The 26,750-nt window shown below is 59.0% G+C and carries 23 protein-coding genes, 2 tRNA genes and 1 riboswitch; of the genes, 4 read left to right on the top strand and 21 right to left on the bottom strand.

Annotation, left to right across the window (positions count from 1 at the left end; translation table 11 throughout):
- Positions 1-54: 54 nt before the first annotated feature.
- From RYC18_RS05455 to ltaE, 6 genes are all read right to left on the bottom strand, one after another.
- A tRNA-Arg gene (locus tag RYC18_RS05455) sits at positions 55-131 on the bottom strand.
- Positions 132-240: 109 nt separating this feature from the next.
- A tRNA-Ser gene (locus tag RYC18_RS05450) sits at positions 241-331 on the bottom strand.
- 62 nt (positions 332-393) lie between these two features.
- On the bottom strand, positions 394-582 hold the full coding sequence (gene csrA, locus RYC18_RS05445) for a carbon storage regulator CsrA (protein WP_002554426.1): 189 nt from the start codon (positions 580-582) through the stop codon (positions 394-396).
- 171 nt (positions 583-753) lie between these two features.
- Positions 754-1,986, bottom strand: a complete 1,233-nt coding sequence (locus RYC18_RS05440) for an aspartate kinase (protein ID WP_002554427.1) — start codon at positions 1,984-1,986, stop codon at positions 754-756.
- 93 nt (positions 1,987-2,079) lie between these two features.
- Positions 2,080-4,704 carry an alanine--tRNA ligase gene (gene alaS / locus RYC18_RS05435; protein WP_316884011.1) on the bottom strand — a complete coding sequence of 875 codons (2,625 nt, stop codon included), beginning with the start codon at positions 4,702-4,704 and terminating at the stop codon, positions 2,080-2,082.
- A gap of 144 nt (positions 4,705-4,848) precedes the next feature.
- A complete protein-coding gene (gene ltaE, locus RYC18_RS05430; protein ID WP_316884009.1) occupies positions 4,849-5,853 on the bottom strand; it encodes a low-specificity L-threonine aldolase in 1,005 nt (334 codons plus the stop codon).
- A gap of 212 nt (positions 5,854-6,065) precedes the next feature.
- Positions 6,066-6,232: riboswitch (FMN riboswitch) on the top strand.
- A 126-nt stretch (positions 6,233-6,358) separates the two neighbouring features.
- Between ltaE and RYC18_RS05425 the strand changes: the two genes are divergently transcribed.
- Positions 6,359-6,871: a 6,7-dimethyl-8-ribityllumazine synthase gene (locus tag RYC18_RS05425; protein WP_005746300.1), complete on the top strand. Its 513-nt coding sequence runs from the start codon at positions 6,359-6,361 to the stop codon at positions 6,869-6,871.
- A 239-nt stretch (positions 6,872-7,110) separates the two neighbouring features.
- Here the strand turns inward: RYC18_RS05425 and astE are convergent, their stop codons facing one another.
- From astE to acs, 14 genes are all read right to left on the bottom strand, one after another.
- On the bottom strand, positions 7,111-8,118 hold the full coding sequence (gene astE / locus RYC18_RS05420; RefSeq protein WP_002554431.1) for a succinylglutamate desuccinylase: 1,008 nt from the start codon (positions 8,116-8,118) through the stop codon (positions 7,111-7,113).
- 12 nt (positions 8,119-8,130) lie between these two features.
- Positions 8,131-8,418 carry a hypothetical protein gene (locus tag RYC18_RS05415; RefSeq protein WP_005731381.1) on the bottom strand — a complete coding sequence of 96 codons (288 nt, stop codon included), beginning with the start codon at positions 8,416-8,418 and terminating at the stop codon, positions 8,131-8,133.
- Positions 8,419-8,479: 61 nt separating this feature from the next.
- Complete coding sequence (astB, locus tag RYC18_RS05410) at positions 8,480-9,826, bottom strand: N-succinylarginine dihydrolase (RefSeq protein ID WP_316884006.1); 1,347 nt, start codon at positions 9,824-9,826, stop codon at positions 8,480-8,482.
- A gap of 48 nt (positions 9,827-9,874) precedes the next feature.
- Entirely contained in the window at positions 9,875-11,344 is a 1,470-nt protein-coding gene (gene astD / locus RYC18_RS05405; RefSeq protein WP_316884004.1) for a succinylglutamate-semialdehyde dehydrogenase, read from the bottom strand.
- Positions 11,341-12,366: an arginine N-succinyltransferase gene (astA, locus tag RYC18_RS05400; RefSeq protein ID WP_004659722.1), complete on the bottom strand. Its 1,026-nt coding sequence runs from the start codon at positions 12,364-12,366 to the stop codon at positions 11,341-11,343. The genes astD and astA overlap by 4 nt, the downstream gene beginning before the upstream one ends.
- A 63-nt stretch (positions 12,367-12,429) precedes the next feature.
- Positions 12,430-13,461, bottom strand: a complete 1,032-nt coding sequence (gene aruF, locus RYC18_RS05395) for an arginine/ornithine succinyltransferase subunit alpha (protein WP_005746295.1) — start codon at positions 13,459-13,461, stop codon at positions 12,430-12,432.
- A 133-nt stretch (positions 13,462-13,594) separates the two neighbouring features.
- Complete coding sequence (locus RYC18_RS05390) at positions 13,595-14,812, bottom strand: aspartate aminotransferase family protein (RefSeq protein WP_005746294.1); 1,218 nt, start codon at positions 14,810-14,812, stop codon at positions 13,595-13,597.
- Between the two features lie 236 nt (positions 14,813-15,048).
- Positions 15,049-16,041 carry a transcriptional regulator ArgR gene (argR, locus tag RYC18_RS05385; protein ID WP_004665895.1) on the bottom strand — a complete coding sequence of 331 codons (993 nt, stop codon included), beginning with the start codon at positions 16,039-16,041 and terminating at the stop codon, positions 15,049-15,051.
- Between the two features lie 135 nt (positions 16,042-16,176).
- Positions 16,177-16,941, bottom strand: coding sequence for an ABC transporter ATP-binding protein (locus RYC18_RS05380; RefSeq protein ID WP_002554439.1), 765 nt, complete (start codon positions 16,939-16,941; stop codon positions 16,177-16,179).
- A gap of 22 nt (positions 16,942-16,963) precedes the next feature.
- Positions 16,964-18,076, bottom strand: coding sequence for a succinylglutamate desuccinylase/aspartoacylase family protein (locus RYC18_RS05375; protein ID WP_005781864.1), 1,113 nt, complete (start codon positions 18,074-18,076; stop codon positions 16,964-16,966).
- A gap of 1 nt (position 18,077) precedes the next feature.
- A complete protein-coding gene (locus tag RYC18_RS05370; protein ID WP_002554441.1) occupies positions 18,078-18,776 on the bottom strand; it encodes an ABC transporter permease in 699 nt (232 codons plus the stop codon).
- Positions 18,773-19,462, bottom strand: a complete 690-nt coding sequence (locus tag RYC18_RS05365) for an ABC transporter permease (RefSeq protein ID WP_002554442.1) — start codon at positions 19,460-19,462, stop codon at positions 18,773-18,775. Before RYC18_RS05365 ends, RYC18_RS05370 begins: the two co-directional genes overlap by 4 nt.
- Positions 19,463-19,546: 84 nt before the next feature.
- A complete protein-coding gene (locus tag RYC18_RS05360; protein ID WP_002554443.1) occupies positions 19,547-20,323 on the bottom strand; it encodes an ABC transporter substrate-binding protein in 777 nt (258 codons plus the stop codon).
- A gap of 528 nt (positions 20,324-20,851) precedes the next feature.
- Complete coding sequence (gene acs / locus RYC18_RS05355; RefSeq protein ID WP_002554444.1) at positions 20,852-22,807, bottom strand: acetate--CoA ligase; 1,956 nt, start codon at positions 22,805-22,807, stop codon at positions 20,852-20,854.
- A 312-nt stretch (positions 22,808-23,119) separates the two neighbouring features.
- On the opposite strand from acs, the gene RYC18_RS05350 reads away from it, so the two are divergent.
- A complete protein-coding gene (locus tag RYC18_RS05350) occupies positions 23,120-23,386 on the top strand; it encodes a DUF2790 domain-containing protein (RefSeq protein WP_002554445.1) in 267 nt (88 codons plus the stop codon).
- A gap of 83 nt (positions 23,387-23,469) precedes the next feature.
- Here RYC18_RS05350 and RYC18_RS05345 read toward each other — a convergent pair whose 3' ends face one another.
- A complete protein-coding gene (locus RYC18_RS05345) occupies positions 23,470-25,059 on the bottom strand; it encodes a sigma-54-dependent transcriptional regulator (protein WP_316883991.1) in 1,590 nt (529 codons plus the stop codon).
- A 268-nt stretch (positions 25,060-25,327) separates the two neighbouring features.
- Between RYC18_RS05345 and phhA the strand changes: the two genes are divergently transcribed.
- Both phhA and RYC18_RS05335 read left to right on the top strand, forming a co-directional pair.
- Complete coding sequence (phhA, locus tag RYC18_RS05340) at positions 25,328-26,125, top strand: phenylalanine 4-monooxygenase (RefSeq protein ID WP_316883989.1); 798 nt, start codon at positions 25,328-25,330, stop codon at positions 26,123-26,125.
- A gap of 35 nt (positions 26,126-26,160) precedes the next feature.
- On the top strand, positions 26,161-26,517 hold the full coding sequence (locus RYC18_RS05335) for a 4a-hydroxytetrahydrobiopterin dehydratase (RefSeq protein WP_005746723.1): 357 nt from the start codon (positions 26,161-26,163) through the stop codon (positions 26,515-26,517).
- Positions 26,518-26,750: the final 233 nt, after the last annotated feature.

Here is a 26,750-nt window from a genome sequence, read left to right as displayed (position 1 = left end):
AAGCCAGTTATCGGAAACCTTGTAATTTCTTACAACACTTCAAACAACTTTAAATGGTGCACTCGACAGGATTCGAACCTGTGACCGCTCGGTTCGTAGCCGAGTACTCTATCCAGCTGAGCTACGAGTGCATGTGTTGGTGCCGCGCATTATAGGTCGTAAAATTATTTAGTCAAGCACTTTTTCTAGTAAATTCAACAACTTACCGATCAAGCCCAATTTTACGCACTACATAAATAATGGCGGAGAACGGGGGATTCGAACCCCCGACACCCTTTTGAGGTGTACTCCCTTAGCAGGGGAGCGCCTTCGGCCACTCGGCCAGCTCTCCGCAACACGGGGCGTATAATAACCACCCTTTTCCCCGTTTGCAAACCAAAAATTCAATAAAAATTAATGGCTTGGTTCTTCGTCCTTCTCTTTCTTGATGCGAAGGTAAATCTCTTCACGGTGGACAGCGACTTCCTTGGGCGCATTGACACCAATACGCACCTGATTACCCTTCACTCCGAGCACGGTCACGGTAATCTCACCGTCACCAATGATCAGGCTTTCCGCGCACCGACGAGTCAGAATCAGCATACTTTTCTCCTTACGCCTTTATTCAGGGACAACAGTCTGCAAACCAGTAGGCATCGACCTGTAGCACAAGGCCACAACCCTTACCTGTGTATCGACTAACGCAAAGAAAACCACAGCCTTTCTGCGCAGCACCCGAAAGACGCGGTCAGACCGCGCCCTTCGACGACAGGATCACTCACCCTGCCGCGGAGCATCCAGCTCAAAAGCCGTGTGCAACGCGCGCACAGCCAACTCCAGATACTTCTCTTCGATGACCACGGAAACCTTGATTTCCGACGTGGAGATCATCTGTATATTGATACTTTCCTTGGCCAATGCTTCAAACATACGGCTGGCAACGCCTGCGTGCGAGCGCATGCCGACGCCGACAATGGACACCTTGGCGATCTTGGTATCGCCGGACACTTCACGAGCGCTGATCTCACGCGCGGTGGACTCAAGCACCTGCAAGGCCGCCTGATAGTCGTTGCGATGGATCGTGAAGGTGAAATCGGTGGTGTTATCGTGCGAGACATTCTGCACGATCATGTCCACTTCGATATTGGCCGCGCTGATCGGGCCGAGAATCTTGAACGCTACGCCGGGGGTGTCTGGCACACCACGGATGGTCAGCTTGGCTTCATCGCGGTTGAAGGCGATGCCGGAAATGATCGGCTGTTCCATGGATTCCTCTTCATCGATTGTAATGAGGGTGCCCGGCCCCTCTTTGAAGCTGTGCAAAACGCGCAGCGGGACGTTGTATTTACCGGCGAACTCGACCGCACGGATCTGTAGCACCTTGGACCCGAGGCTGGCCATTTCCAGCATCTCTTCGAAGGTAATCTTGTCGAGGCGCTGAGCCTGCGACACGACACGCGGGTCGGTGGTGTACACACCATCGACGTCAGTGTAGATCTGGCACTCGTCAGCTTTCAGCGCTGCGGCCAGCGCAACACCGGTAGTGTCCGAGCCACCACGGCCGAGGGTGGTGATGTTGCCGTGCTCATCGACGCCCTGGAAGCCGGCGACCACCACCACACGACCGGCTTTCAGGTCGGAGCGGATCTTCTGGTCGTCGATCTGCAGGATGCGCGCCTTGTTATGCGCGCTGTCGGTAAGGATACGGACCTGATTGCCGGTGTAGGACACCGCAGGCACGCCACGCTTCATCAGCGCCATCGCCAGCAGCGCGATGGTGACCTGCTCGCCAGTGGAAACGATCACGTCCAGTTCACGGGGAACCGGCTGATCACTGATCTGCCTGGCCAGCTCGATCAAACGGTTGGTTTCGCCGCTCATGGCCGACAGCACGACCACAAGGTCGTCTCCAGCCTCACGGAATTTCTTGACCTTGTCGGCCACCTGCTCGATGCGCTCTACAGAGCCCACCGAGGTGCCGCCAAATTTCTGTACGATTAAAGCCATCTCAAAGCCGCCTCAGAACCCGTTAAGAGCACCCATTAACCCATTCAAATCCTTGCAAGGCCTGCCGGCAATCGACAGGCCTGCAGACTCGACTCAGATACCCTGCTCTACAAAAGGAACGGCCAGTGCCAGCGCTGAATCCAGCGCACCTGCATCGACACCACCGCCTTGAGCCATATCAGGACGCCCACCGCCTTTACCACCGACAGCGGCAGCCGCCTGCTTCATCAAATCACCGGCTTTGAGTTGGCCAGTCAGGTCCTTGGTCACGCCTGCGACCAAGACAACCTTGTCCTCATGAACACTGCCGAGCAGGATCACTGCGCGGCCGAGCTTGTTCTTCAACTGGTCGACAAGCGCCAGCAGCGCCTTGCCGTCCTGGCCATCCAGGCGCGTAGCCAGAACCTTGACCCCTTTGACATCCAGCGCGGCAGCCGACAGGTCGTCGCCGGCGGCACTGGCTGCCTTGGCTTGCAGTTGTTCCAGCTGTTTTTCCAGCAGACGGTTGCGCTCAAGCACAGCCGTCAGCTTGTCCAGCAGGTTGTCGCGATTGCCTTTGACCAGCGTCGCGGCTTCCTTGAGTTGATCTTCGGCCGCATTCAGCCAAGCCAGCGCAGCAGCACCGGTAACCGCCTCGATACGCCGCACACCTGCAGCCACACCGCCTTCACTGACGATCTTGAACAGCGCGATGTCACCGGTGCGGCTGGCGTGAATGCCACCACACAGCTCGACGGAAAACTCGCCGCCCATGCTCAGTACGCGAACACTGTCGCCGTACTTTTCGCCGAACAGCGCCATGGCGCCCTTCTCCTTCGCCGTGTCGATATCGGTTTCTTCGGTCATTACCTCGGTGTTCTTGCGAATCTCGGCGTTGACTATATCTTCCAGCGCACGCAGTTGCTCGGGCTTGATCGCCTCGAAATGGCTGAAGTCAAAGCGCAGGCGCTGACTGTCGACCAGCGAGCCCTTCTGCTGAACATGCTCACCCAGCACCTGACGCAATGCGGCGTGCAGCAAGTGAGTGGCCGAATGGTTCAATTTGGTTGCATCGCGAACTTCATCGGCCACCTGTGTTTCAACCTGGGCGCCAACGCTCAGGCTGCCGGAGGCCACAACACCGTGGTGCAGAAACGCACCGCCAGTCTTGGTGGTGTCACTGACATCAAAACGCACATCACCGGCATGCAGGAAACCACTGTCGCCGATCTGACCGCCCGATTCGGCATAGAACGGGGTAGTGTCGAGAATCACCACGCCCTCTTCGCCTTCATTCAGGTGAGTGACCGACTGACCTTCTTTATACAGCGCCACAACGCTGGCGCTGCCAGTCGTTGCAGAGTAACCGGTGAACTGCGTGGCGACGTCGACCTTGACCAGGCTGTTGTAGTCCATGCCAAACGAGCTGGCCGAACGGGCGCGCACGCGCTGGGCGTCCATTTCACGCTCGAAGCCGGCTTCGTCCAGGGTCAGATTGCGCTCGCGGGCGATGTCACCCGTCAGGTCCATCGGGAAACCGTAGGTGTCGTACAGCTTGAACACGACTTCACCCGGCACCACGGTGCCCTTGAGGTCAGCCAGATCCTGTTCAAGAATTTTCAGACCCTGTTCAAGGGTCTTGGCGAACTGTTCCTCTTCACCTTTCAGCACGCGCTCGATATGCGACTGCTGTTGCACCAGCTCAGGGAACGCAGAGCCCATTTCAGCCACCAGCGCAGCAACGATCTGGTAGAAGAAACTGCCCTTGGCACCCAGCTTGTTGCCGTGACGGCAGGCGCGCCGAATGATGCGGCGCAGCACATAGCCACGACCTTCGTTGGAAGGCAGCACGCCGTCCGCGATCAGGAAACCGCAAGAACGGATGTGGTCCGCCACGACCTTCAGCGAAGCCTGGTTGTCATTGCTGCAACCAATGGCCTTGGCCGACGCAGCCAGCAGGCTCTGGAACAGGTCGATTTCATAGTTGGAATGTACGTGTTGCAGAACGGCACTGACACGCTCAAGCCCCATACCGGTATCGACCGACGGCGCTGGCAGCGGGTGCAGCACGCCATCTGCAGTCCGGTTGAACTGCATGAATACGTTGTTCCAGATTTCGATGTAACGGTCACCGTCTTCTTCCGGCGAGCCTGGCGGGCCTCCCCAGATTTCAGGGCCGTGATCGAAGAAAATCTCGCTGCAAGGACCGCACGGGCCGGTATCGCCCATCGTCCAGAAGTTATCGGAGGCGTAAGGCGCGCCTTTGTTGTCGCCGATACGAACCATGCGCTCGGCAGGCACGCCGATCTCTTTGGTCCAGATGTCGTAGGCTTCGTCGTCGGTCGCGTAGACCGTGACCCAAAGCTTTTCCTTGGGCAGGTTCAGCCATTTCTCGGAGGTCAGGAAGGTCCAGGCGTAGGTAATGGCATCACGCTTGAAATAGTCACCGAAGCTGAAGTTGCCCAGCATTTCGAAAAAAGTGTGGTGACGAGCGGTATAGCCGACGTTTTCCAGGTCGTTGTGCTTACCACCGGCACGCACGCATTTCTGACTGGTAACGGCGCGGGTGTAGGCGCGTTTTTCCTGGCCCAGGAAGCAATCCTTGAACTGGTTCATGCCTGCGTTGGTGAACAGCAGGGTTGGGTCATTGCCCGGAATCAAGGAGCTTGAAGCAACACGGGTGTGGCCTTGCTCTTCGAAGAAGCCAAGGAAGGCTTCACGGATTTCTGCGCTTTTCATAGGTTCTTCCACGGAGACTGCGGCCAGAGGCAAGTGCAAAACGTCAAATGACGTAGCGACGGCAAAGGGCCGCATTATATAGGCGTTGCGCCCTCGGTACAGTGTGTTTGTGCGATAGAAACAAGTAACTGGATTATCGTGATCTCATGAGTGTTCAAAGGCTGCAAATGCAGCGATGACCTGTTCAACCTGCGCACGCGACACATTCAGATGGGTCACCATGCGCAGCCGCGCTGCGGCTGTGAGCACGATGCCACGCTCGGCGCAGAACGCCTTGAGTGCTGCAGCGCGCTCCCCAATCTGCACGTAGACCATGTTGGTCTGCACCGGCTCGACAGCGTAGCCGAGCCCGCTCAGGCCTTCGGCCAGAAACGCAGCATTGGCATGGTCATCCGCCAGCCGCTCGACCTGATGATCCAGCGCGTAGAGCCCTGCGGCAGCCAGCCCTCCGGCCTGACGCATGCCGCCACCGAGCATCTTGCGCAGGCGACGCGCTCTGGCGATCAATGGCTGCGATCCGCACAGTACCGAGCCGATCAGTGCGCCCAGGCCCTTGGAAAGGCACACCGATACCGAATCGAAGTGCCGGGTAATCTCGCGAACATCGACGCCCAGCCTGACCGATGCGTTGTACAGCCGTGCGCCGTCCAGATGAAGGGCGAGGCCTTTTTCCAGCGTCAGTGTGCGTGCGGCGGCCAGGTATTCCAACGGTAGCACCTTGCCCTGCATGGTGTTTTCCAGGGCCAGCAGGCGTGTGCGGGCGAAGTGAAAGTCATCGGGTTTGATGGCGTCGAGCACCTGCTGCAGGTCAAGGGAGCCATCGGCCTGCACCTCCAGTGGCTGCGGCTGGATGGAACCCAGCACGGCTGCACCGCCGCCTTCGTACTTGTACGTGTGGGCCTGCTGGCCAACGATGTATTCATCGCCACGCTCACAGTGCGCCATCAGCGCCAGCAGATTGCTCATGGTGCCTGACGGGACAAACAACGCGGCATCAAACCCGAGGCGCTCGGCGAGCGTCGCTTCGAGCAGGTTGACGGTGGGGTCCTCACCATAGACGTCATCGCCGACGGGCGCACGCGCCATGGCATCCCGCATACCGGGCGTAGGCAGAGTCACTGTGTCGCTGCGCAGATCGATGACAGTCACGAAAAAGCTCCCTGAAGTTGAAGATCGATAATGCATGCAACCTTTGGCTTGCAACAAGGCATTACTGAGGCCACAGCACATGATAATCAAGCGCCGTCACTCTCGATACTCTGTGCCCTTATAAGAAAAAGGTAGGTGCACCGTACGAAAGTGTCCATGCATGATCCGGCGAACTGTGATAAAAATCCTGCGCCGGCCACGTAAAGTGCCGGCAACGTTCTCAGGGCGGGGTGCAATTCCCCACCGGCGGTAATGGCGCGCAATGCGTCTAGCCCGCGAGCGCTTGGGGGTCGCAGCTTTGGCTGGCGATCGGCAAGGTCAGCAGACCCGGTGTGATTCCGGGGCCGACGGTCATAGTCCGGATGAAGAGAGAGCGGGATTGGTGTCTGCAAGAACGTCTGCAAAACCTCACCATGAACGACATCGTTCAGGAGGCTTTCCTACGCGACTTGAATCCCTTTCGATCCAAACGCCCTGTTTTTTCCATAAACAGGAGTCAGAACACGTGCAACCTACTGCAATCGACAGCAAAAGCAAAAGCCACCCGAACGAACGCGTCGCCTTCATCCAGGCCTGCTGGCACAAGGATATCGTCGATCAAAGCCGTAAAGGTTTTATCGCCGAGATGGCCAATCATGGCTATGCGGAAAGTGACATCGACATCTTTGAAGTGGGCGGTGCCTTCGAAATTCCGCTGCATGCAAAACTGCTGGCCAATACCGGCCGTTACGCTGGCATCGTCGGCGCTGCACTGGTAGTGGACGGCGGCATCTATCGCCATGAATTCGTTGCGCAGTCAGTGGTCAGCGCGCTAATGCAGGTCCAGCTGGAAACCGAAGTACCGGTGTTTTCCGTGGTTCTGACACCGCACCACTTCCATGCGGGCGAAGAACATCAGAAGTTCTTCTTCGATCACTTCTCCCACAAAGGCGAAGAAGCGGCCAAGACCTGCGCTGACACCTTGAACAAGGTACGCAGCCTGCGTCGCCTGGACGCTCAGCAAAAAGCGGCCTGCTGAAACGCGTAGCAGCGGCACGAGAGGCGTTCATCAGGACGACTCTCGTTGCGCAGGTTCTACGTCGCAAAGAGGACGCAGAGCGTCCAGAACGGCATGCCGACGCGGAGCGTCGCACGATAGTCGAGATTATCGCTCCTCACGCTGCAGCGTCGTACGATAGTTGAGATTATCGTTCCTCACGCTCTGCGTGGGAATGCCGTTCTGGACGCTCTGCGTCCGATCTTGAGGGTGCCAGGCGATCAGCCAAGGCTACCCGCATCAGTCGGCACAATCAGAATCCCCGCCCGCAGGCCGTTTTTGACCTTCGGGTTGGGGAAGATGATTCTCGCGCCATCCTCCTCCACCACCCAGCGTGAACCGCCCGCGTCTTCGGCCAGCACGTAGCCCTTTTCCAGCGGTGAGAAGTTTTCTACAGCATCGGCGAGGTTGAACGTGAATGCATCGGTGCGCTTGATGACTTCGCGCGCCACGCTGAACAGTTGCAACCCCTCAAGATTTTCATCCAGCTCGGGCTCGCGGCCTTCGATGATCTGCTCCAGACGCAGACGCAGCGGCGCAAGGTTGACCTGTTGGTTCTGGCCGAACGGCCGGGCCTTGCCCAGTTCCAGAGTGAAGGCCTCGGCACCCAGCTGATCGTAGGTATAGGCGCTGAACACAATGGACGGTTTGTTCTGCAGCAACACCGCACTCATCCCCGCAGCACGCAGCCGGGCCAGTTCGAGACGCGAGTGCTGACGGCCTTCTTTCCACGGGTACAGCGCGAACTGCTCGATCTTCGAACCGCGAATGGCAGTGTGCAGGTCGTAATGCAGGCGGTAGCGATCCGGCAGGCTGAAAAAGCTGGCGGCCAAGTGCTCCAGCTCGCAGGCACGCAGGGCTTCTGCACCGCCACTTTGCTCGTGACGACCGTTGAACAGCCGATTGACGTCCTGCTCGACAAACCGGGTACCGCGCCGCATGGCGTCGGGATTGCCAAACAGAAACAGAATACGTGCGCGCGGTTTAAGGTCGCCGCGCGCGATGCTGCGGATCAGCTCATCCAGCAGCTCGATGGGTGCAGTCTCGTTGCCATGAATACCGGCAGAGAGCAGCAGGTCCGTGCCATTGTCACGGACCTCCGGCGGGCGGACCTCCAGAGCCCCCTCGCCCATCCATCGCATTCGCACGCCTTCGACGGTCAGTTGAGTCTTTTCCGCTGGCTCACGTCCAGCCAGGGTCAGTTCAAGCAATTTGCCGAGGGCGAGCATAGGGCAACTTCCTTAGTGGTTGCAGTCAGGACCGTGAACGTGACCGTCTTCGTCGGCACCTGCGTCGGCCGGTTCCATTTCCAGTTGCAGGCTGACCAGGTTGGTTGCCAACGGGCGCAGCAGCAGGTTGGCGTACTCGGCATCGTCTTCTTCGACATCAACACCGATCAGCAATTGGCCACGGCCATCCTGCTGAATCCACAGCTCCTTGCCCTGCCAGATAATGGCAACGCGGGTGCAAGAGGTTTCCAGCTGGGTGCCATCGGTGTCTTCAAGGATCAGTTGCAGGGCGTCGCTCATAGTCGGAATGCTCTAGATAAAGAAATCATGCGCCAGACATTTGCCCGGCGCGCAGGGTGTTTCAATTCAGTTGAAACGGATAGACGGCACCCAGTTTAAGGATTTGCGTCAGTTCATCCAATGCCGTACGGCATTCGGTCAGCAATCGGGGATCGGCCAGATCGTTTTCACTCATGCGATCACGGTAGTGCCTGTCGACCCATTGCGTCAGCGTGTCGTACAGCGGCGCGGTCATGATCACGCCAGGGTTCACCGCAGCCAGCTCGGTTTCCTTGAGCGCTACACGCAGTCGCAGGCAGGCAGGGCCGCCGCCGTTCTGCATGCTTTGCTTGAGATCGAACACTTTGACCTGGGCGACCGGGCTGTCATCGGCAATCAACCGCTGCAGATAAGCCCAGACGCTCGCATTGGCCTGACACTCCTGCGGCACGATCAGCAGCATCGAGCCGTCCGGGCGTGACAACAACTGGCTATTGAACAGGTAAGAGCGCACCGCATCCTGCACCGAGACCTCGGCACGCGGCACACAAATCGCCCGCAACTGCCCGCCGACACGGCCGAGTTTGTCGCGCAGCTCATTAAGCATTGGCTCGGTGTTGAGGAATGCATCCTCGTGATAGAACAGCACCTCACCGTTGCCGACCGCGATCACATCGTTATGAAATACACCTTGATCGATGACAGCCGGGTTCTGCTGAGCATAAACCACGCCACCCTCGCTCAAGCCATGCAAACGCGCAACAGCTCGTGACGCTTCCAGGGTCTGGCGGGCCGGATACTTCTGCGGTGCCGGGTAGCGAGTATCGAACGCACTGCGGCCAAAAACGAAAAACTCCACGCCGGCCTGGCCGTAGTCCTGACAGAAACGGGTGTGGTTGGCTGCGCCTTCGTCGCCGAACTGCGCGACTGGTGGCAACGCAGGATGATGGGCAAAGTGCTTTGCATCGGCAAACATCGCCCCCAGCACGCGGCTGGTGGTCGGGTGTTCGATGCTGCGATGGTATTTGCAGTTGAGGTTGGCTGCCGTGAAATGCACGCGCTCATCTGCGGTGTCGGCACTGGGGCTGACCGTCGCCGCGTTGGCCACCCACATGCTCGACGCCGAGCAACTGGCAACCAGCAATGGCATATCCTGACGGGCGGCTTTTTCAATCACCTGTTCATCGCTGCCGGTGAAACCCAGCTGCCGCAAACCGGCCACATCGGGGCGTTCCTGCGGTGCCAGCACGCCCTGGGTAAAGCCCAGGTCCATCAGCGCTTTCATTTTCGCCAGGCCTTGCAGCGCCGCCTCACGCGGGTTCGCGCATTGCTGGCTGTTACTCTGGGAGGCGACATTACCGTAGGACAACCCGCCGTAGTTGTGGGTTGGCCCGACCAGACCGTCAAAATTCACTTCACAGGACTTCATCGGCAAGGCTCCGTGGATCTGTTTTTATAAGCAATCGTGCGCACCCTGTCAGCTCAGCCTGATGCCGGGGGTCAGTGTCGTCGGCAGGGTCAGGCTGCCCGTCTCCAGCGAAGCCACCGGATAGGCGCAATAGTCGGCTGCGTAATAGGCGCTGGCGCGGTGGTTGCCCGAGGCGCCGACCCCGCCGAACGGTGCGCTGCTGGCGGCGCCGGTCAGCTGTTTGTTCCAGTTGACAATCCCGGCGCAGCTGTGCAGCCAGAACTGCTGATAGCGTGCTTCGGAGTCCGAGAGCAAGCCTGCCGCCAGGCCATAGCGGGTGGCGTTGGCTTCGGCGATGGCGGCGTCGAAACCGGCGTAGCGGATAACCTGCAACAGCGGGCCGAACAGCTCTTCGTCAGGCCGCTCGGCGACCGCGCTGACATCGATAATGCCCGGCGTCAGCAGCGCTGCTCCGGCCTGCGGCTGACGCATTTCCAGCAAGGTCACTGCGCCGTTGGCGAGCAGGTTGCGCTGCGCGTCGAGCAAGGCGTGTGCGGCCTCCAGTGAAATGACCGAGCCCATGAACGGAGACGGCTGCTGATCGAACGCCCCCACCTCGATAGTCGCGCTGACGGCCACCAGCCGCGCCAGCAAGGCATCGCCCCAGTCGCCCTCGGGCACCAACAGGCGACGCGCGCACGTGCAGCGCTGGCCTGCAGAAATGAACGCCGACTGAATGATGGTGTAAACCGCTGCGTCGATGCCCTGAACCTGATCAACGATCAGTGGATTGTTACCGCCCATTTCCAACGCGAGAATTTTGTCGGGACGCCCGGCGAACTGTTGGTGCAGCGCATCACCGGTGCGGCTTGAGCCGGTGAAGAACAGCCCGTCGATGCCTGGGTTGGCAGCCAGTGCGATACCGGTTTCGCGCCCGCCTTGCAGCAGGTTGAGAACACCGGCAGGCAACCCGGCTTCGATCCAGCACTTGACGGTCAGTTCGGCGACTTTAGGCGTCAGTTCGCTGGGCTTGAACACTACCGTATTGCCCGCCAGCAAGGCCGGAACGATGTGCCCGTTAGGCAAATGACCAGGAAAGTTGTACGGCCCGAACACCGCGACTACGCCATGTGGCTTATGGCGCAATACTGCGGTGGCATCGCCTAGCGGCCCGCTCTTTTCGCCGGTTCGTTCGCGATAGCTCTGCACCGAGATGGCAATCTTGTTGACCATGCTGGTTACTTCGGTCGCTGACTCCCACAAAGGCTTGCCGGTTTCTTCACCGATGCAATGCGCCAGTTCGTCGGCGCGGCCCTTGAGGCTGGCAGCAAAGGCCTCCAGCACAGCAATGCGCTGATCCAGAGAGCGCTGCGCCCAGGCGGGAAATGCCTGACGCGCAGCCTGCACAGCGTAATCGACTTGTTCTGCTGTAGCGCTTTGCCCGGACCACAAAGTTTGCTGGCTCACCGGGTTCAAAGAATGGAACAGCTCGCCCTGCCCGGCCTGCCATGCACCTGCAATGTAGAGGGTACTCATCAAACGCCCTCCCGCGCCGCTGACAAAGGCACGGCGCGCACGTTGTCGCCTGCACTCATGCGCAGCCGCTTGGCGGTTTGTGGCGCAACCACCAGCGTGCCAGCGGCGAAACGCGCAGCGCCTACCGTAATGCGGCAGTCTTCACGCTTGCGGTTGTAAATCAGAAACTGCGGCGCATCGTCACCTGGCGTACCGATGGCCAGTACCAGCGCCTGGCTGTCCTTGATTGCGCGAATCTTGCCGGTCTCGCACTCGATGGCAGGCCCAGCATCGAAGATGTCGACGTAACCCTGATACGAGAACCCTTCGCCCTTGAGCATGGTCAGCGCAGGCTCGGTGTCGGCATGCACGCGGCCGATCACATTGCGTGCGTCTTCGGAAAGAAAGCAGCTATAAAGCGGAAATTTGGGCATCAGCTCGGCAATGAATGCCTTGTTGCCAACGCCGGTCAGGTAATCGGCCTGACTGAATTCCATCTTGAAGAAATGCCGACCCAGACTTTCCCAGAACGGCGACCGGCCATTCTCGTCGGACATGCCACGCATCTCGGCAATGATCTTGTTACCGAACAGCTTCGGAAATTCGGCGATGAACAGCATGCGCGCCTTGGACAGCAGGCGGCCATTGAGGCCATTGCGTGAATCGCTGTGCAGGAACAGCGAGCACAGCTCGGAATTGCCGGTCAGATCGTTGGCCAGGAACAGGGTCGGGATTTCCCGGTAGATGTTCAGTTCCTGCGAAGCACTGACCGTAAGGCCGACCCGGTAGTTGTACCAGGGCTCGCGCAAGCCGACCGCCCCGGCGATGGCAGAAATGCCGACCACCCGACCATCGTCATCTTCAAGCACGAACAGATAGTCGGCATCGCCGCGCTCGGCTTCTCCGCGAAAGGTCTTTTCAGCCCAGCCTACCCGGTGCGCGAGACGCTGCTCATTGGCGGGCAGTGTCGTCAGACCGGCACCGGTGCTGCGCGCCAGCTCGATCAGCGCAGGCAGGTCACTGCTGCGTACAGGACGAACGATCATGTTATCTCCTCAGCGGCTCATCGAGAGCCTTGAAACTCGCTAATCGGCTATCGAACGTCTGGCTCAGACCGCGACGATCCGCACACTGGCACCTTCACCAACGCCCAGTGCGTCGGCGGCCTGCAGGCTCAGCACCACCGGTCTGCCAGGTGCCCAGTCCAGTTCCAGGAGCACCGCGCGGTAATCCTGCAACAGGCCGTTGGCAACCAGATAAAGACGCCCGCCTGTGCCGACATCGCTGCTTTGCGCGGTTTCGACCTTGACCGGCACCAGACGGCTCTGCGCGATGGACCGGATTCCGGATACCTTGGCATGCAGGGTCGGACCACCGTCGAAGATGTCAATGTAATGGTCGGTTTCAAAGCCTTCGCGCATCAGGATGTCGAAGGTGATCTGCGCACGCGGATGCACCTGGCCCATGGCCTCCTGCGCAGCGTCAGGCAGCAATGGCACGTAGATTGGGTAATGCGGCATCAGCTCGGCGAGGAAGGTCCGGCTTTTCAGACCGCACAGACGCTCGGCAGCGGCGTAGTTGAGATCAAAGAAGTTGCGCCCGATGGCATCCCAGAATGGCGAATCGCCCTGCTCGTCGCTGTAACCGACGATCTCGGTGACCACCGAATCGGCAAAGCGCTCGGGGTGACTGGCGACAAACAGCAGACGGCCGCGCGAATTGAGCTCCGACCATGCCGTGCCGACCAGTTCCGGGACCACGTAGAAACTGGTCAGCAGGCTGTTACCGGTCAGGTCGTGACACTGGGACAGAACATGGATCTTGTTATGGATTTTCAGTTCGCGGGAAGCATGCACGAAGGTTTCGTTGCGAAAACTGTAAAACGGCTCGGAGTAGCCCGCCGAAGCAACAATGCCCGAGCAGCCCACCAGCTTGCCGCTTTCGCTGTCTTCGAGCACGAAGAAGTAGGTTTCTTCACCGTTGAAGCTGACCTCGGCGGCGAACGATGCCTCCGACGAGCCGATCTTGTCGGTCAGGCGGCCAGCATCGTCGGGCAAGGACGTGACACCGATAGGGCTGTCGGCAGCGAGGCGTTGAACCTCGGCCAGATCAGCCATTTGCGCAGGGCGCATCACCAGCATGGTGCCACTCCTTGTAGATCGACCGGCATTTACGACCGGCACTGGTAAAAGCACCACACGGCATCGTGCCGCACAGCACAGGAAAATGTCCGGTGTTTGCCGGTCAGGCAGACACCGGGATAAAGCGGATGAATCAGGACGTCAGCTTGGCGATGGCACGCTCGAAGCGGTTCAAGCCTTCTTCGATGTCTGCGTCTTCAATCACCAGGCTCGGCGCGAAACGGATTACGTCGGGACCGGCCTGCAGAATCATCAGATCCTGGGCTTCAGCGGCGTTGAAAATGTCCTTGGCCTTGCCTTTCCAGGCGTCGGACAGCACGCAGCCGATCAACAGGCCCAGGCCGCGCACTTCGGTGAACACGCCATATTGCTGGCCGATGCTCTCCAGGCGGGTCTTGAATTGCTGATGCTTGCGCTGCACGCCAGCCAGCACTTCAGGCGTATTGACGACATCAATCACCGCTTCACCGACCGCGCAGGCCAGCGGGTTGCCGCCATACGTGGTGCCGTGAACGCCGACCGCAAAGTGTTTGGCAAGTTTTTCAGTGGTCAGCATGGCCGCCAGGGGGAAGCCGCCACCGATGCTTTTAGCGCTGGAAAGGATGTCCGGGGTCACGCCGTAATGCATGTAGGCGAACAGATGACCGCTACGGCCCATGCCGCTCTGCACTTCATCGAATACCAGCAACGCGTTGTGCTCGTCACACAGCTTGCGCGCGCCTTGCAGGTATTCCAGCTGGCCCGGCAACACGCCGCCTTCGCCTTGAATCGGCTCCAGCACCACAGCGCAGGTCTTGTCGGTAACAGCCGCTTTCAACGCTTCAAGGTCGTTATACGGCACGTGGCTGATGCCGGTGATTTTCGGCCCGAAACCATCGGAGTATTTCGGCTGGCCACCGACGCTGACGGTAAACAGGGTGCGTCCATGAAAACTATTTACGGCCGAAATTATTTCGTATTTTTCAGGACCGTGCAGGTCGTGCGCCACTCGGCGCGCCAGCTTGAAGGCCGCCTCGTTGGCTTCAGCGCCCGAGTTACAGAAGAACACGCGCTCGGCGAACGTCGCATCCACCAGCTTTTTGGCCAGACGCAGGGTCGGCTCGTTGGTGAAAACGTTGGACACATGCCAGAGGTTGTTGGCCTGCTCGGTCAAGGCACCGACCAGCGCCGGATGGCAGTGGCCCAATACGTTGACGGCGATCCCGCCCGAGAAATCCACCAGTTCGCGTCCCGCCTGATCCCAGACCCGGGAGCCCGCACCGCGCACGGGAATGAACCCGGCCGGGGCGTAATTGGGGACCATTACCTGGTCGAAATCGGCGCGTTGCACCGCAGCATGCTCAACGGACATCGGAGTCTCCTGATGAGGAACGCCTGCCTGAAACTGGCGAGCGATGGAAAGATTGTAAGGACTGAATTGTGTTCGGCCTTGCCGCCAGGCGACAACTTGTTACAGCGCAAAACCGGGTTTTTTCAAGGTTTTCGGCAATGCGACATATTGCGTCACAAAGGCGCAGTTTAAACGGATTGAGGCCGGCCTGTCTGGACCAGAGCTGTCGCGGCAGCACTTCTATCGCGACAAGACAATCAACCGCGCTCGGCAGGCACCGGCGAAAGTTCGAACGGGCTGCTGCTGCGTCGCTGGTTACGGTCTTCACGCGGCGTGGCGCCGAAGAAGTTGCGGTAGGCACTGGAGAAGTGCGGACCCGAGGAAAAACCGCACGAAAGACCGATCTGAATGATCGACTTGCTGGTCTGCATCAACATCTGACGCGCCTTGTTCAGGCGCAGCTCCAGGTAATACTGACTGGGTACACGGTTGAGGTACTGCTTGAAGATTCGCTCCAGCTGACGGCGCGACACACACACGTGCTGGGCGATTTCGTCAGTGGTCAACGGCTCTTCGATGTTGGCTTCCATCAACAGTACAGCCTGGGTCAGCTTTGGATGGCTGGAGCCCAGACGGTTCTGCAACGGAATGCGCTGACGCTCGCCGCCTTCGCGAATGCGCTCGACCACCAGTTCCTCGGAAACCGCCCCGGCCAGCTCGGCCCCATGATCACGGGACAGCACCGCGAGCAGCAGATCGAGCACCGACATGCCACCACAGGCAGTCAGGCGATCCCGGTCCCAATCGAACAAATGGCTGGTGGCGATGACCTTGGGGAAGCGCTCGGCGAAGTCGTCCTGCCAGCGCCAGTGCACGGCAGCGCGATAGCCATCCAGCAGGCCCAGTTGCGCGAGCGGGTAAACGCCCGCCGACAGCCCGCCAATCGAACAGCCGGCACGCACCAGTTGCTTGAGCGCGCTGCCCAGCGCCGGAGCCACGGCTGCCGGAGGCTCATCAGCGAGCAGAAACAGCTTCTGAAAACCGTCCAGTCGCCCGGTCCAGGGCTCGCCCGGCAATTGCCAGGCTCCGGCAACCGCTGTCGGCTCCCCTGCCTCGGCCTGTAGAAACGACAATTCGTAGACCACTTCAGGATGAACGCGCTGAGCGACACGCAAGGCTTCCTCGGCAAGTGCCAGAGTCAGGGCTTTGGTGCCAGGCCAGACGAGAAAACCTATTCGATGGGCAGTCATTGGGACATCCGATACGTATTGCCGCAAAAGCCGAGCCTCAGAAGATGGCTCGATCTGGAACATCCAGGTCATGTCGCGCGTCGCGCAGCATGCCCTGTTCTGCCGTAAAAAGGCATCGCCATGCGATGCCGATCGTCACTTGAGGCTGCCGGACAGGAACTGCTGCAGACGCTCGGTCTGCGGGTTGGCCAGTACCTCGCGCGGGTCACCACGCTCCAGAACCACACCCTGGTGCAGGAAAACCAGCTGGTTGGAGACTTCCCGGGCAAAGCCCATTTCGTGAGTCACCACCACCATGGTCCGGCCTTCCTGAGCCAGCCCCTGCATGACCTTGAGCACATCACCAACCAGTTCAGGGTCGAGCGCCGAGGTAGGCTCGTCGAACAGCATCACTTCAGGTTCCATCGCCAGCGCGCGGGCAATGGCCACACGCTGCTGCTCGCCACCGGACATGTGTCCTGGATAAGCGTCCTTACGATGGGACACGCCGACCTTGGCCAGGTAGTGCTCGGCTTTTTCCAGCGCTTCCTTTTTCGACACGCCCAGAACATGAACCGGCGCTTCGATGATGTTCTGCAGCGCCGTCATGTGCGACCACAGGTTGAAGTGCTGGAACACCATCGACAGACGTGAGCGCATGCGCTGCAACTGTCTGGCGTCGGCAGCTTTCAGACCGCCGTCCTTGTTCGGCACCAGCTTCAACTCTTCGTTGTTGAGCAGGATCTTGCCGGCATGGGGCTGTTCGAGCAGGTTGATGCAGCGCAGAAAGGTGCTTTTGCCCGAGCCGCTGGAGCCGATGATGCTGATGACATCGCCAGCTTTGGCGGTCAGGGACACGCCCTTGATCACTTCGTGACTGCCATAGCGCTTGTGCAGGTCCTGCACTTCCAGTTTGTTCATGCTTTGGGTTCCCACAGAACGGTCAATCACTGAGCAGACGTCCATGACGCAGCGCGGTGCGCCCCGCCACTTTGGCCAGCCAGAAACCTGGTTGAGCGTAACGAAGCCGCTCGATGGCAAACAGCACCCCGGCAGTATTCGCACAAATGGTACTGACCTGATCGGACAGCGGGTCGATGACTTCGAACAGCGCATCGCCGATTTCGACTTTATCGCCTGCGGCACGCAGGAATGTCACCACGCCAGGATGCGGCGCATAGAGCAATTCGGTACCTTCGAATGGCAGACCTTCACAGGCTTGATGTGCCGGCTGCGGCCAGTCACCGCTGATAAAACCCTGTTCGGCCAGAAACGCCAGAATGCCTTCGGCGTGCGCTTGAGCCTGAGGCTTGCCGGTGTCGGCCTGACCACCCAGCTCGATAGTGGTCGCCAGACACGCCAGCGGGATCTGCGCCTGCGGGAAGGTCCGTGACAGACGCAACCACGGCAGCGAACAGGCTTCATCGAAGGAACTGCCACCGGAATCCTCGGCCAGCAGTGCCACCTGAATATTCAGGTGCGCCGACAGCGAGCGCCATTGCGGCCAGTGCTGTGGCAAGGCGTACATGTGCAGCGCGGCATCGGCATCGCAATGCAGATCAAGCACCACATCAGCGATGCAGGCATGCTTGAGCAGGATGCGCTGCATGCCTTGCAACTCCGATTGCGCGGCAGGCAAGCCTTCAAGTGCAGTCATCATCGCCTGACGAATCAATTGGGTATTGGCGCGCGGGTCATCGCCCAACTGGCCTTCCAGCAACTCGGCGACCGGCTCGCTCAGCTCGGTGAAGTCACGGTTGAAATTCTTGCCGCTGCCGAACTCGAAACGCCCCTGGTGCGCACCTTGCAGCAACTGCCCCAGCCCCAGCGGGTTGGCCACCGGCACCAGCTCGACGACGCCCTTGAGCGCGCCTTGCTGTTCCAGCTCGGTCAGGCGTTTCTTCAACTCCCAGGCGGTGCGCATGCCGGGCAGTTCATCTGCGTGCAGACTGGCCTGAATGTAGGCTTTTCGCTCGCCAGTGCCGAAGCGAAAGACACTCAGCGTGCGTTCGGTGCCGAGGGTGCTCCACGGCAATACATGATCGATTCTTTGCATTTCAGACCTTCCGTGGGGCCAGATAGCCCAGCCAGCGGCGTTCGGCAATTTTGAACAGCCGCACCAGAATGAATGTCAGGCACAGATAGAAAACGCCTGCGGTAACGTAAGCCTCGAACGGCAGGTAGAACTGCGCGTTGACCGTGCGGGCAGCGCCGGTGATGTCGATCAGGGTCACGATGGAGGCCAGACTGGTCGTCTGCAGCATCATGATGACCTCGTTGCTGTACTGCGGCAGCGCCCGGCGCAAGGCCGACGGCAGCAGAATGCGCCGATACATTTTGGCCTTCGACATGCCCATGGCCCGCGCAGCCTCGATTTCACCGGCCGGCGTGGCCTTGAGGCTGCCGGCAATGATCTCGGCTGTATAGGCGCTGGTATTGATAGTGAACGCCAGACAGGCACAGAACGTAGCACTGGACAGCCAAGGCCATAAAAAGCTTTCGCGCACCGCGTCGAACTGGGCCAGCCCGTAATAGATCAGGAACAGCTGGACCAGCATCGGCGTGCCGCGGATCACATAGGTGTACAGCCAGGCCGGCATATTGACCCAAGGGTTTTTCGAGACCCGCATCAGGCCCAGCGGCAACGCCGCGAGCAGCCCGAACGCGAGGGAAATCGCCAGCAGTTTCAGGGTGGTCAGCAAACCGCCGAAGTACAGCGGCAGGCTGTCCCAGATCACGTTGTAGTCAAAGATCATAGGTCAGCCGCCCTCACGCCTACCGAGTAGCGTTTTTCGAGGTAACGCAAGGCGAGCAGCGACACGCTGGTGATCACCAGGTACATCGCCGCAACCGCCAGAAAGAAGGTGAAAGGCTCGCGGGTGGCATCGGCCGCCTGCTTGGCCTTGAACATCATGTCCTGCAGTCCGACCACGGAAATCAGTGCAGTGGCCTTGGTCAAGACCAGCCAGTTATTGGTGAAACCGGGGATCGCCAGACGAATCATCTGCGGCACCAGAATGCGGAAGAACACCTTGCCACTGCTCAGGCCATACGCCATGCCGGCTTCGGCCTGCCCCTTGGGGATGGCCATGAACGCACCGCGAAAGGTTTCCGAGAGATAGGCACCGAAGATGAAGCCCAGAGTGCAGATCCCGGCCAGCAAGGGGTCAAGATCAATGTAGTCATCAAAACCCAGCAGCGGCGCAACCCGGTTGAGCAGGTCCTGACCGCCGTAGAAAATCAGCAATATCAGGACCAGATCGGGAATGCCGCGAATTACCGTGCTGTACAGATCGCCCAGCCAGGCAATCCAGCGTACCGGCGACAGACGAAGCGCCACGCCGATCAGACCGAGAACGATCGCCAGAGCCATCGACGACAGGGCCAGCTGCAACGTCAGCCAGGCACCTTCGAGGATGACAGCTCCGTAACCTTTCAACATGATGTGCGGTCCTCAAGCGTGGAATAAAAATGGCGCAAGCCAGGCAATTCTGTTTGCGCCATTGATCAGGATCGGTATGACGACTTACTTGCCGTAGATATCGAAGTCGAAATATTTGTCCTGAATCGCTTTGTACTTGCCGTTGGCACGGATGGCTGCAATGGCGGCATTCAGGCGCTCAAGGTTGGCCTTGTCACCCTTGCGCACGGCGATGCCGATGCCGTCACCGAAGTATTTCGGGTCGGTAAACGATGGACCTGTGAACGCGTAACCCTTGCCTGCGTCGGTCTTCAGGAAACCGTCCTGCAGCAGGGTGGCGTCGGCGATGGTGCCGTCCAGACGACCCGCACCGATGTCCAGGTAGATTTCGTTCTGCGAACCGTACGGCGTCACTTCCACACCTTTGGGAGCAAGAACTTCACGGGCGAAACGCTCATGGATCGAACCGCGCTGCACGCCGATTTTCTTGCCCTTGAGTTCCGCCAGGCTGTCGCTGATCACGGTGCCGTCTTTCATGACCAGACGGGCCGGGGAATTGTAGTACTTACCGGTAAAATCCACAGACTTCTTGCGGTCGTCGGTGATCGACATGGACGAAAGGATCGCGTCGATCTTGCGCACTTTCAGTGCCGGGATAAGGCCGTCGAATTCCTGCTCGACCCAGGTGCACTTGACCTTCATTTCTTCACACAGCGCATTGCCGATGTCGTAGTCAAAACCGACGATGCTGCCATCCGGAGCCTTGGAAGCGAACGGAGGGTAAGCCGCTTCGATGCCGATTTTCAGCGGTTTTTCATCAGCAAAGATCGGCTGGGCGAGCACGGACAACGCCATCGCGCCAATAAGCATGAGCTTCTTCATTTCCAGGACTCCATCGGTAAAGCACGACAAGTGGCAAAGTGAGCAAGCGCCCAATGTGCGAAAGGACATCTCGGGGGAGAGCGACGCCGGGGGCGTGACACCGCATTGGTGGCTCACGGACCTTCGGCGAATGACGGGCATTTTAACGACAGGCTCGAAGTCGATATTTCTTCAATGCGACAACTAGTTACAGATGCACCGAAAAACCCACTACCAGCTATTGACGAAGCATATTTATGCTGATCCAGCAGAGCCAGCTAAACCTGTCATAACAGCAAAAAGCGCGCCCATTATTGGCAAACCCTTCTAATCCGGCAAGCCCAGCGTTCCATATGACGGATGAAACGCCCTGATGCGTCGCAGCTTCCTACAAGAAAGCCAGAGAACGTCCCACAATGAAGCACCGTCCGACAACGCCGTGTAAACCCGTAACAAACCGATATATATCTCGTTTCCGATACCGGGCCGCACAAACAAAAGCGCCCCGCCCGGCGTTCACCGGACGAGGCGCGCTCAGTCAATGAGAGGTCAGGCAGCGTTCATGGTCTTGTGCGTGTCAATCAGGTGCTGCACCACACCCGGATCGGCCAGCGTCGAGATGTCACCCAGCGCATCGTACTCAGCGGTGGCAATCTTGCGCAGGATACGGCGCATGATCTTCCCCGAACGGGTCTTCGGCAATCCAGGCGCCCACTGGATGAAATCAGGCGAAGCAATCGGGCCGATCTCCTTGCGCACCCAGTTGCGCAACTCAGTGCGCAGCGCGTCGCTCGGTTCTTCGCCACCGTTGAGGGTGACGTAGACGTAGATGCCCTGCCCTTTCAAGTCATGCGGCACACCGACCACTGCGGCTTCGGCGACTTTCGGGTGCGCAACCATCGCGCTTTCAATCTCTGCGGTGCCCATGCGATGGCCGGAAACGTTGAGCACATCATCTACGCGCCCGGTGATCCAGTAATAGCCGTCCTCATCGCGACGGGCACCGTCACCGGTGAAGTACATGCCACGGAAGGTCTTGAAGTAGGTGTCGACGAAACGGTCGTGATCGCCATACAGCGAGCGTGACTGACCCGGCCAGGAATCGAGAATCACCAGATTGCCTTCGGCCGCGCCCTCGATGAGGTTGCCCAGGTTGTCCACCAGCGCCGGAATCACGCCGAAGAACGGACGTGTTGCCGAGCCCGGTTTCAGCGCTGTTGCGCCTGGCAGCGGGCTGATCAGAATGCCACCGGTTTCGGTCTGCCACCAGGTATCGACAATCGGGCAGTTCTGTTTGCCAACGGTGTTGTAGTACCAGCCCCAGGCTTCAGGGTTGATCGGCTCGCCCACCGAACCCAACAGACGCAGACTGGACCCGTCGGCACCTTCAACGGACTTGGTGCCCTCGGCCATCATGGCGCGGATCGCGGTCGGCGCGGTGTAGAGGATATTGACCTTGTGCTTGTCGATGATTTTCGACACACGCGTGATGTCCGGGTAGTTCGGAACACCTTCAAACAGCAGTGTGGTTGCACCATTGGCCAAGGGGCCATAGACAATGTAGCTGTGCCCGGTTACCCAGCCGACGTCGGCGGTGCACCAGTAGATTTCGCCCGGCTTGTAGTCAAACACACGCTCGTGGGTCAGCGCCGCATAAAGCAGATAACCTGCGGTGGTGTGCAACACACCCTTGGGTTTGCCGGTCGAGCCCGAAGTGTAAAGGATGAACAGCGACTCTTCGGCACCCATCTCTTTTGGCGCGCAGGTGCTGGAGGCCACTTCCAGAAGCGAGTGGTACCAGATGTCACGATGACGGTTCCACTCGATCTCGCCACCGGTGCGCTTGCAGACAATGACTTTCTGCACGCTGCTGGTTTCCGGGTTGGTCAGGGCACGGTCGACATTCGCCTTGAGCGCAGTCTTCTTGCCACCGCGCAGGCCTTCATCCGCAGTAATGACCACCTTGGAACTGCAATCGATGATCCGGCCAGCCAGTGCTTCCGGCGAGAAACCGCCGAATACCACCGAGTGAATCGCACCGATCCGGGCGCACGCCAGCATGGCGACCACCGCCTCGGGGATCATCGGCATGTAGATAGTGACGACGTCACCACGGTGCACGTCCTGGCCGCGCAGTGCGTTGGCAAACTTGCAGACTTCGGCGTGTAGCTCGCGGTAGGTGATTTCACGGTGCTCGGAAGGGTCATCGCCTTCCCAGATGATCGCAATCGTGTCGCCGCGCTCTGCCAGATGGCGATCCAGGCAGTTATAGGCAACGTTCAGCGTACCGTCGGCGAACCATTTGATATCGACCCGATGGTCGTCGAACGAGGTTTGCTTGACCACACTGAAAGGTTTGATCCAGTCGAGGCGCTGAGCCTGTTCACGCCAGAAACCATCAGGGTTGACCACCGACTGCTGGTACATGGCCTTGTAGGTCGCTTCATCCGTCAGCGTAGTCGCTGCGACTTCTGGGCGGACGGGGTACAGGGAAGCTGCACTCATCTTGGTTACCTCGGTGGATAGTTGTTGTTTTATGCACCCGTTGTATCCCGCCCCACCCGGTGGGGCCATTCGACGTTGGTATTACCGGGCAAGGCCGGAGCCTCAGGCGGCCTCCGGATTATTACCGTTTTGATGAAAGCGCTTATCCAAAGTCTTTATATATGTCGTCTTGCAACAGGCCTAGAATTCATCTCGCCAACACGGCAACTATCAGCTGCCCCCACGCAGCCCGCTTCTAGATATCAAACAGAGTTCGCACATGACGCTAAAAGCGTGATGCAGACGCGCTCACTTTCAAAAAGGTAAAACACAATGAAAGCTTTATTAGTGACATTGGCACTGTGCGGTGTCAGCAGCTTCGCCATGGCCGAAGAATCGCAGACCAAAGTTGCTGCCCAGCAAGCCCGTGTCGAGCAATACACGTATGGCACTCATCTGGATATCGCCCGGGTTATTTCCATCAGCCAGATCCCCAATGTCTGCGAAGTGGTCCCGGCGCGCATGGTCTATGAAGACTCGCAAGGCGCAAGGCACACCATGAGCTACCAGGTGATGGGCAACGGCTGCAGTAACGGTTGATGCTTTTCGCTATTACGACCCGTGCTCGACGCCTCGCAGATATTGATTGCGGGGCGTATACACGAGCGTTGATTGCCGGGCGGTCAATCAGCGGATTGTTGATCGACTGCGTGCCGGTCTGACTCACGCCCCAACTCATAGCCACGCAACTTGTTGGCAATGGTTGTATGTGACACCCCCAGGCGTTTGCCCAATTGGCGACTGCTGGGATATTGCGCATATAAATGTTCCAGCACCGATTTTTCGAAACGCCCGATAATAGCGTCCAGCCCCCCTTCCAGAGACACGTCGCTCAGCCCTGGCCGCACACCGTAATCCGGCAAACGAATATGCTCGGCCTGCACCTTGCTGCCGTCACACAGCGATACAGCCTGAAACAATACATTTTCCAATTGCCTTACATTTCCGGGCCAGTGGTATTGACTCAGGCGCTTGATGGCACCCGGCGCAATGCTTGGTAACGGGCAGCCGATCTGGCGGCTGGCGTGATCCAGAAAGTGCTCCACCAGCGGCTCAAGACCGTCCAGACAATCGCGCAACGGCGGTATGTGCAGCGACAGCACATTGAGGCGATGATAAAGGTCCTGCCTGAAGACCCCTTGGGCGCATAGCTCCGACAGGTCGACCTGGGTCGAACACATCACACGCACATCGAGAAACATGTCCTCGTCGCTGCCGACGCGGCGAAAGCTGCCGTCCTGAATGAAACGCAGCAGCTTGGCCTGCATGCGCGTACTCAGCTCACCCACACCATCAAGGAACAGCGTGCCGCCTGCTGTCAGCTCCAGCAACCCGAGCCGGCCTTCCGCTCGCGCGCCCTCGAACGCACCGGGGTCGTAGCCGAACAGCTCAATCTCGGCCATGGACTCCGACAGCCCGGCACAGTTGAGCGCCATCAGCGGTGACTGGCCACGCGGGCTGGCCAGGTGGCAGGCACGGGCGAGCAATTCCTTGCCGGTGCCGGTTTCGCCCTCGATCAGCAGCGGCGCATCCAGTGGTGCCATGCGCCGCGCCTCGCGGACCACCGCAGCCATGACCTTCGAACTCTGAAAGATGCTGTCAAAGCCGCGTAACTCCTGTTTGCGCACATGGTAGATGCGCTCACCAACCCGATCAGCGCGGTGCAGGGTCAATACAGCCCCGGCCATGGCTTCGCTGTCATCGTGCTCCGATTGCAACGGGGCGATGTCGGCGAGAAACACATCGCCGCGCACCTTGACACGCAGACCATTGATCCGCGACTGGCTGGCCCGCACCAGCTCAGGCAGGTCGAAATCCTCGGCATAGCGCGACAGCGGCATCCCCGGCACTTCATCGACCCGCACGCCCAGCAACTGCGCGGCTGCACGATTGGCTGCGACGATTGCACCGGCCATATCGATGGACAGCACAGGGAACTCCAGCGCGCCGAGCAAGGCATTGAGCTCCATGTGCCGACGCTCGCTGGGCATCAGCCCGACGCGCTTGACGCCGAATACACCGGTGATCGCCTCAAACTTCGGGCGCAGGGCCTGAAACTGCAGATTGATCAGGTTCGGGCAATGCAGATAGATAGCGTCGCCATGCTCGCCCCCCACTTCACCACGCGCCACGTTGACGCCGTAGGCCACCAACAGATCGAGAATGTCGCGAAGAATGCCGATCCGGTTCTGGCAATGCACCTTGATGCGCATGATTCATTCGCCCCTGTGAGCATGGTTTTTTTAGAGAGTGGCAAAGTTTTCCGTCAACAATACGTTACAGACGCACGCTTCGCGAGAGAGCAATCTGCTGAATTCCTGACCCAAGGGAATCAGTCGTAAAGTTTTCGTTACGAAATCTGGCGACAGGACGGGAGCGCGACGACTTTCACAGGCAGACCCATCGTCGAAAGCGGGTTATTCCTGCAGGCAGGCTTTTACAAAAATACGTTCACAAGAGCAGCCTTTCGAGGACATCAGCATGGCCCAGACGCTTTACGTGGCACGCGAGCCGGACGCTTCAGGCTTCATTGATTACACAGCTGCCGAACATGCGGTATGGAACACCCTGATCACCCGGCAGATGACGATCATTGAAGGTCGGGCCTGTCAGGAGTATCTGGACGGTATCGAGCAACTGGGCCTGCCCCATGACCGTATTCCGCAGCTGGGTGAAATCAACAAGGTGCTGGGTGCAACCACCGGCTGGCAGGTTGAGCGAGTGCCAGCGCTGATCCCGTTCCAGACGTTCTTTGAACTACTGGCCAGCAAGCGCTTCCCGGTGGCGACCTTTATTCGCACCGAGGAAGAGCTGGACTATCTTCAGGAACCGGACATCTTTCACGAAATCTTTGGTCACTGCCCGCTGCTGACCAATCCTTGGTTTGCCGAATTTACCCATACCTACGGCAAACTCGGCCTGAGCGCGAGCAAGGAACAACGTGTGTATCTGGCCCGGCTGTACTGGATGACCATCGAATTTGGTCTGGTCGACACACCACAGGGGCGCAAAATCTACGGCGGCGGTATTCTTTCTTCGCCCAAGGAAGCGGTTTACAGTTTGTCATCAGCCCCCGAACACCAGCCTTTCGATCCGCTTGAAGCGATGCGCACACCGTATCGCATCGACATTCTGCAACCGCTGTACTTTGTCCTGCCGGATTTGAAGCGTCTGTTCGATCTGGCGCAGCAAGACATCATGGCGCTGGTCGGGCAAGGCATGCAGTTGGGCTTGCACGCTCCCAAATTTCCACCTAAAACCAAAAGCCACGCCGCCTGACCCTCGGCCCGCTATCCGAAAAGGACCCTCTGCTTATGACCACCTTGAATCAAGCTCACTGTGAAGCCTGCCGTGCCGACGCGCCGCAGGTCAGCGAAGCCGAATTGCCGGAACTGCTCAAGCAGATCCCGGACTGGAACATCGAGGTCCGCGACGCGGTGATGCAGCTGGAAAAAGTGTTTCTGTTCAAGAATTTCAAATGGGCGCTGGCGTTCACCAACGCAGTGGGCGAAATTGCTGAAGCGGAAGGCCATCACCCGGGCCTGTTGACCGAGTGGGGCAAAGTGACCGTGACCTGGTGGAGCCACTCGATCAAAGGCCTGCACCGCAACGATCTCATCATGGCCGCGCGCACTGACGAAGTAGCCAAGGATGCAGAAGGCCGAAAATAAAATGTTCAACGGGCCGCAGACCCTGCTCACGCGGTCTGGCCCAATGAAATCAAGCTCGTCAGCGCCTCGCGAGATAAAAAGCCGGACAGTAAAAAAGCCATTTTGTTTCACAATCAGGGCAATCGGGGTAAAAAAATATCCTGATTGTCATTTTCGGTGGGTTATCCTGCGCAGGCTTTTTTAAAGCACGGTTCTATCTGCAACCCCTTGCGAGGAGCGACGACGATGCATGA

The sequence above is a fragment of the Pseudomonas syringae group sp. 247E2 genome, from assembly GCF_032587795.1.
Lineage (GTDB): Bacteria > Pseudomonadota > Gammaproteobacteria > Pseudomonadales > Pseudomonadaceae > Aquipseudomonas > Aquipseudomonas amygdali.
The sequence above is the reverse complement of the archived record's forward strand: the minus strand, read 5'-3'. Positions and strand labels throughout refer to the sequence as shown.

Coding starts and splice junctions, on each gene's coding strand:
- RYC18_RS05335 (WP_005746723.1), top strand. CDS start 26,161: ATGACCACCTTGAATCAAGCTCACTGTGAAGCCTGCCGTGCCGACGCG.
- RYC18_RS05440 (WP_002554427.1), bottom strand. CDS start 1,986: ATGGCTTTAATCGTACAGAAATTTGGCGGCACCTCGGTGGGCTCTGTA.
- aruF (WP_005746295.1), bottom strand. CDS start 13,461: ATGCTGGTGATGCGCCCTGCGCAAATGGCTGATCTGGCCGAGGTTCAA.
- phhA (WP_316883989.1), top strand. CDS start 25,328: ATGGCCCAGACGCTTTACGTGGCACGCGAGCCGGACGCTTCAGGCTTC.
- RYC18_RS05380 (WP_002554439.1), bottom strand. CDS start 16,941: ATGAACAAACTGGAAGTGCAGGACCTGCACAAGCGCTATGGCAGTCAC.
- RYC18_RS05415 (WP_005731381.1), bottom strand. CDS start 8,418: ATGAGCGACGCCCTGCAACTGATCCTTGAAGACACCGATGGCACCCAG.
- RYC18_RS05345 (WP_316883991.1), bottom strand. CDS start 25,059: ATGCGCATCAAGGTGCATTGCCAGAACCGGATCGGCATTCTTCGCGAC.
- astA (WP_004659722.1), bottom strand. CDS start 12,366: ATGATCGTTCGTCCTGTACGCAGCAGTGACCTGCCTGCGCTGATCGAG.
- csrA (WP_002554426.1), bottom strand. CDS start 582: ATGCTGATTCTGACTCGTCGGTGCGCGGAAAGCCTGATCATTGGTGAC.
- alaS (WP_316884011.1), bottom strand. CDS start 4,704: ATGAAAAGCGCAGAAATCCGTGAAGCCTTCCTTGGCTTCTTCGAAGAG.
- acs (WP_002554444.1), bottom strand. CDS start 22,807: ATGAGTGCAGCTTCCCTGTACCCCGTCCGCCCAGAAGTCGCAGCGACT.
- RYC18_RS05360 (WP_002554443.1), bottom strand. CDS start 20,323: ATGAAGAAGCTCATGCTTATTGGCGCGATGGCGTTGTCCGTGCTCGCC.
- astB (WP_316884006.1), bottom strand. CDS start 9,826: ATGAAGTCCTGTGAAGTGAATTTTGACGGTCTGGTCGGGCCAACCCAC.
- RYC18_RS05350 (WP_002554445.1), top strand. CDS start 23,120: ATGAAAGCTTTATTAGTGACATTGGCACTGTGCGGTGTCAGCAGCTTC.
- RYC18_RS05370 (WP_002554441.1), bottom strand. CDS start 18,776: ATGATCTTTGACTACAACGTGATCTGGGACAGCCTGCCGCTGTACTTC.
- RYC18_RS05365 (WP_002554442.1), bottom strand. CDS start 19,462: ATGTTGAAAGGTTACGGAGCTGTCATCCTCGAAGGTGCCTGGCTGACG.
- astE (WP_002554431.1), bottom strand. CDS start 8,118: ATGCTCGCCCTCGGCAAATTGCTTGAACTGACCCTGGCTGGACGTGAG.
- RYC18_RS05375 (WP_005781864.1), bottom strand. CDS start 18,076: ATGCAAAGAATCGATCATGTATTGCCGTGGAGCACCCTCGGCACCGAA.
- RYC18_RS05390 (WP_005746294.1), bottom strand. CDS start 14,812: ATGTCCGTTGAGCATGCTGCGGTGCAACGCGCCGATTTCGACCAGGTA.
- argR (WP_004665895.1), bottom strand. CDS start 16,041: ATGACTGCCCATCGAATAGGTTTTCTCGTCTGGCCTGGCACCAAAGCC.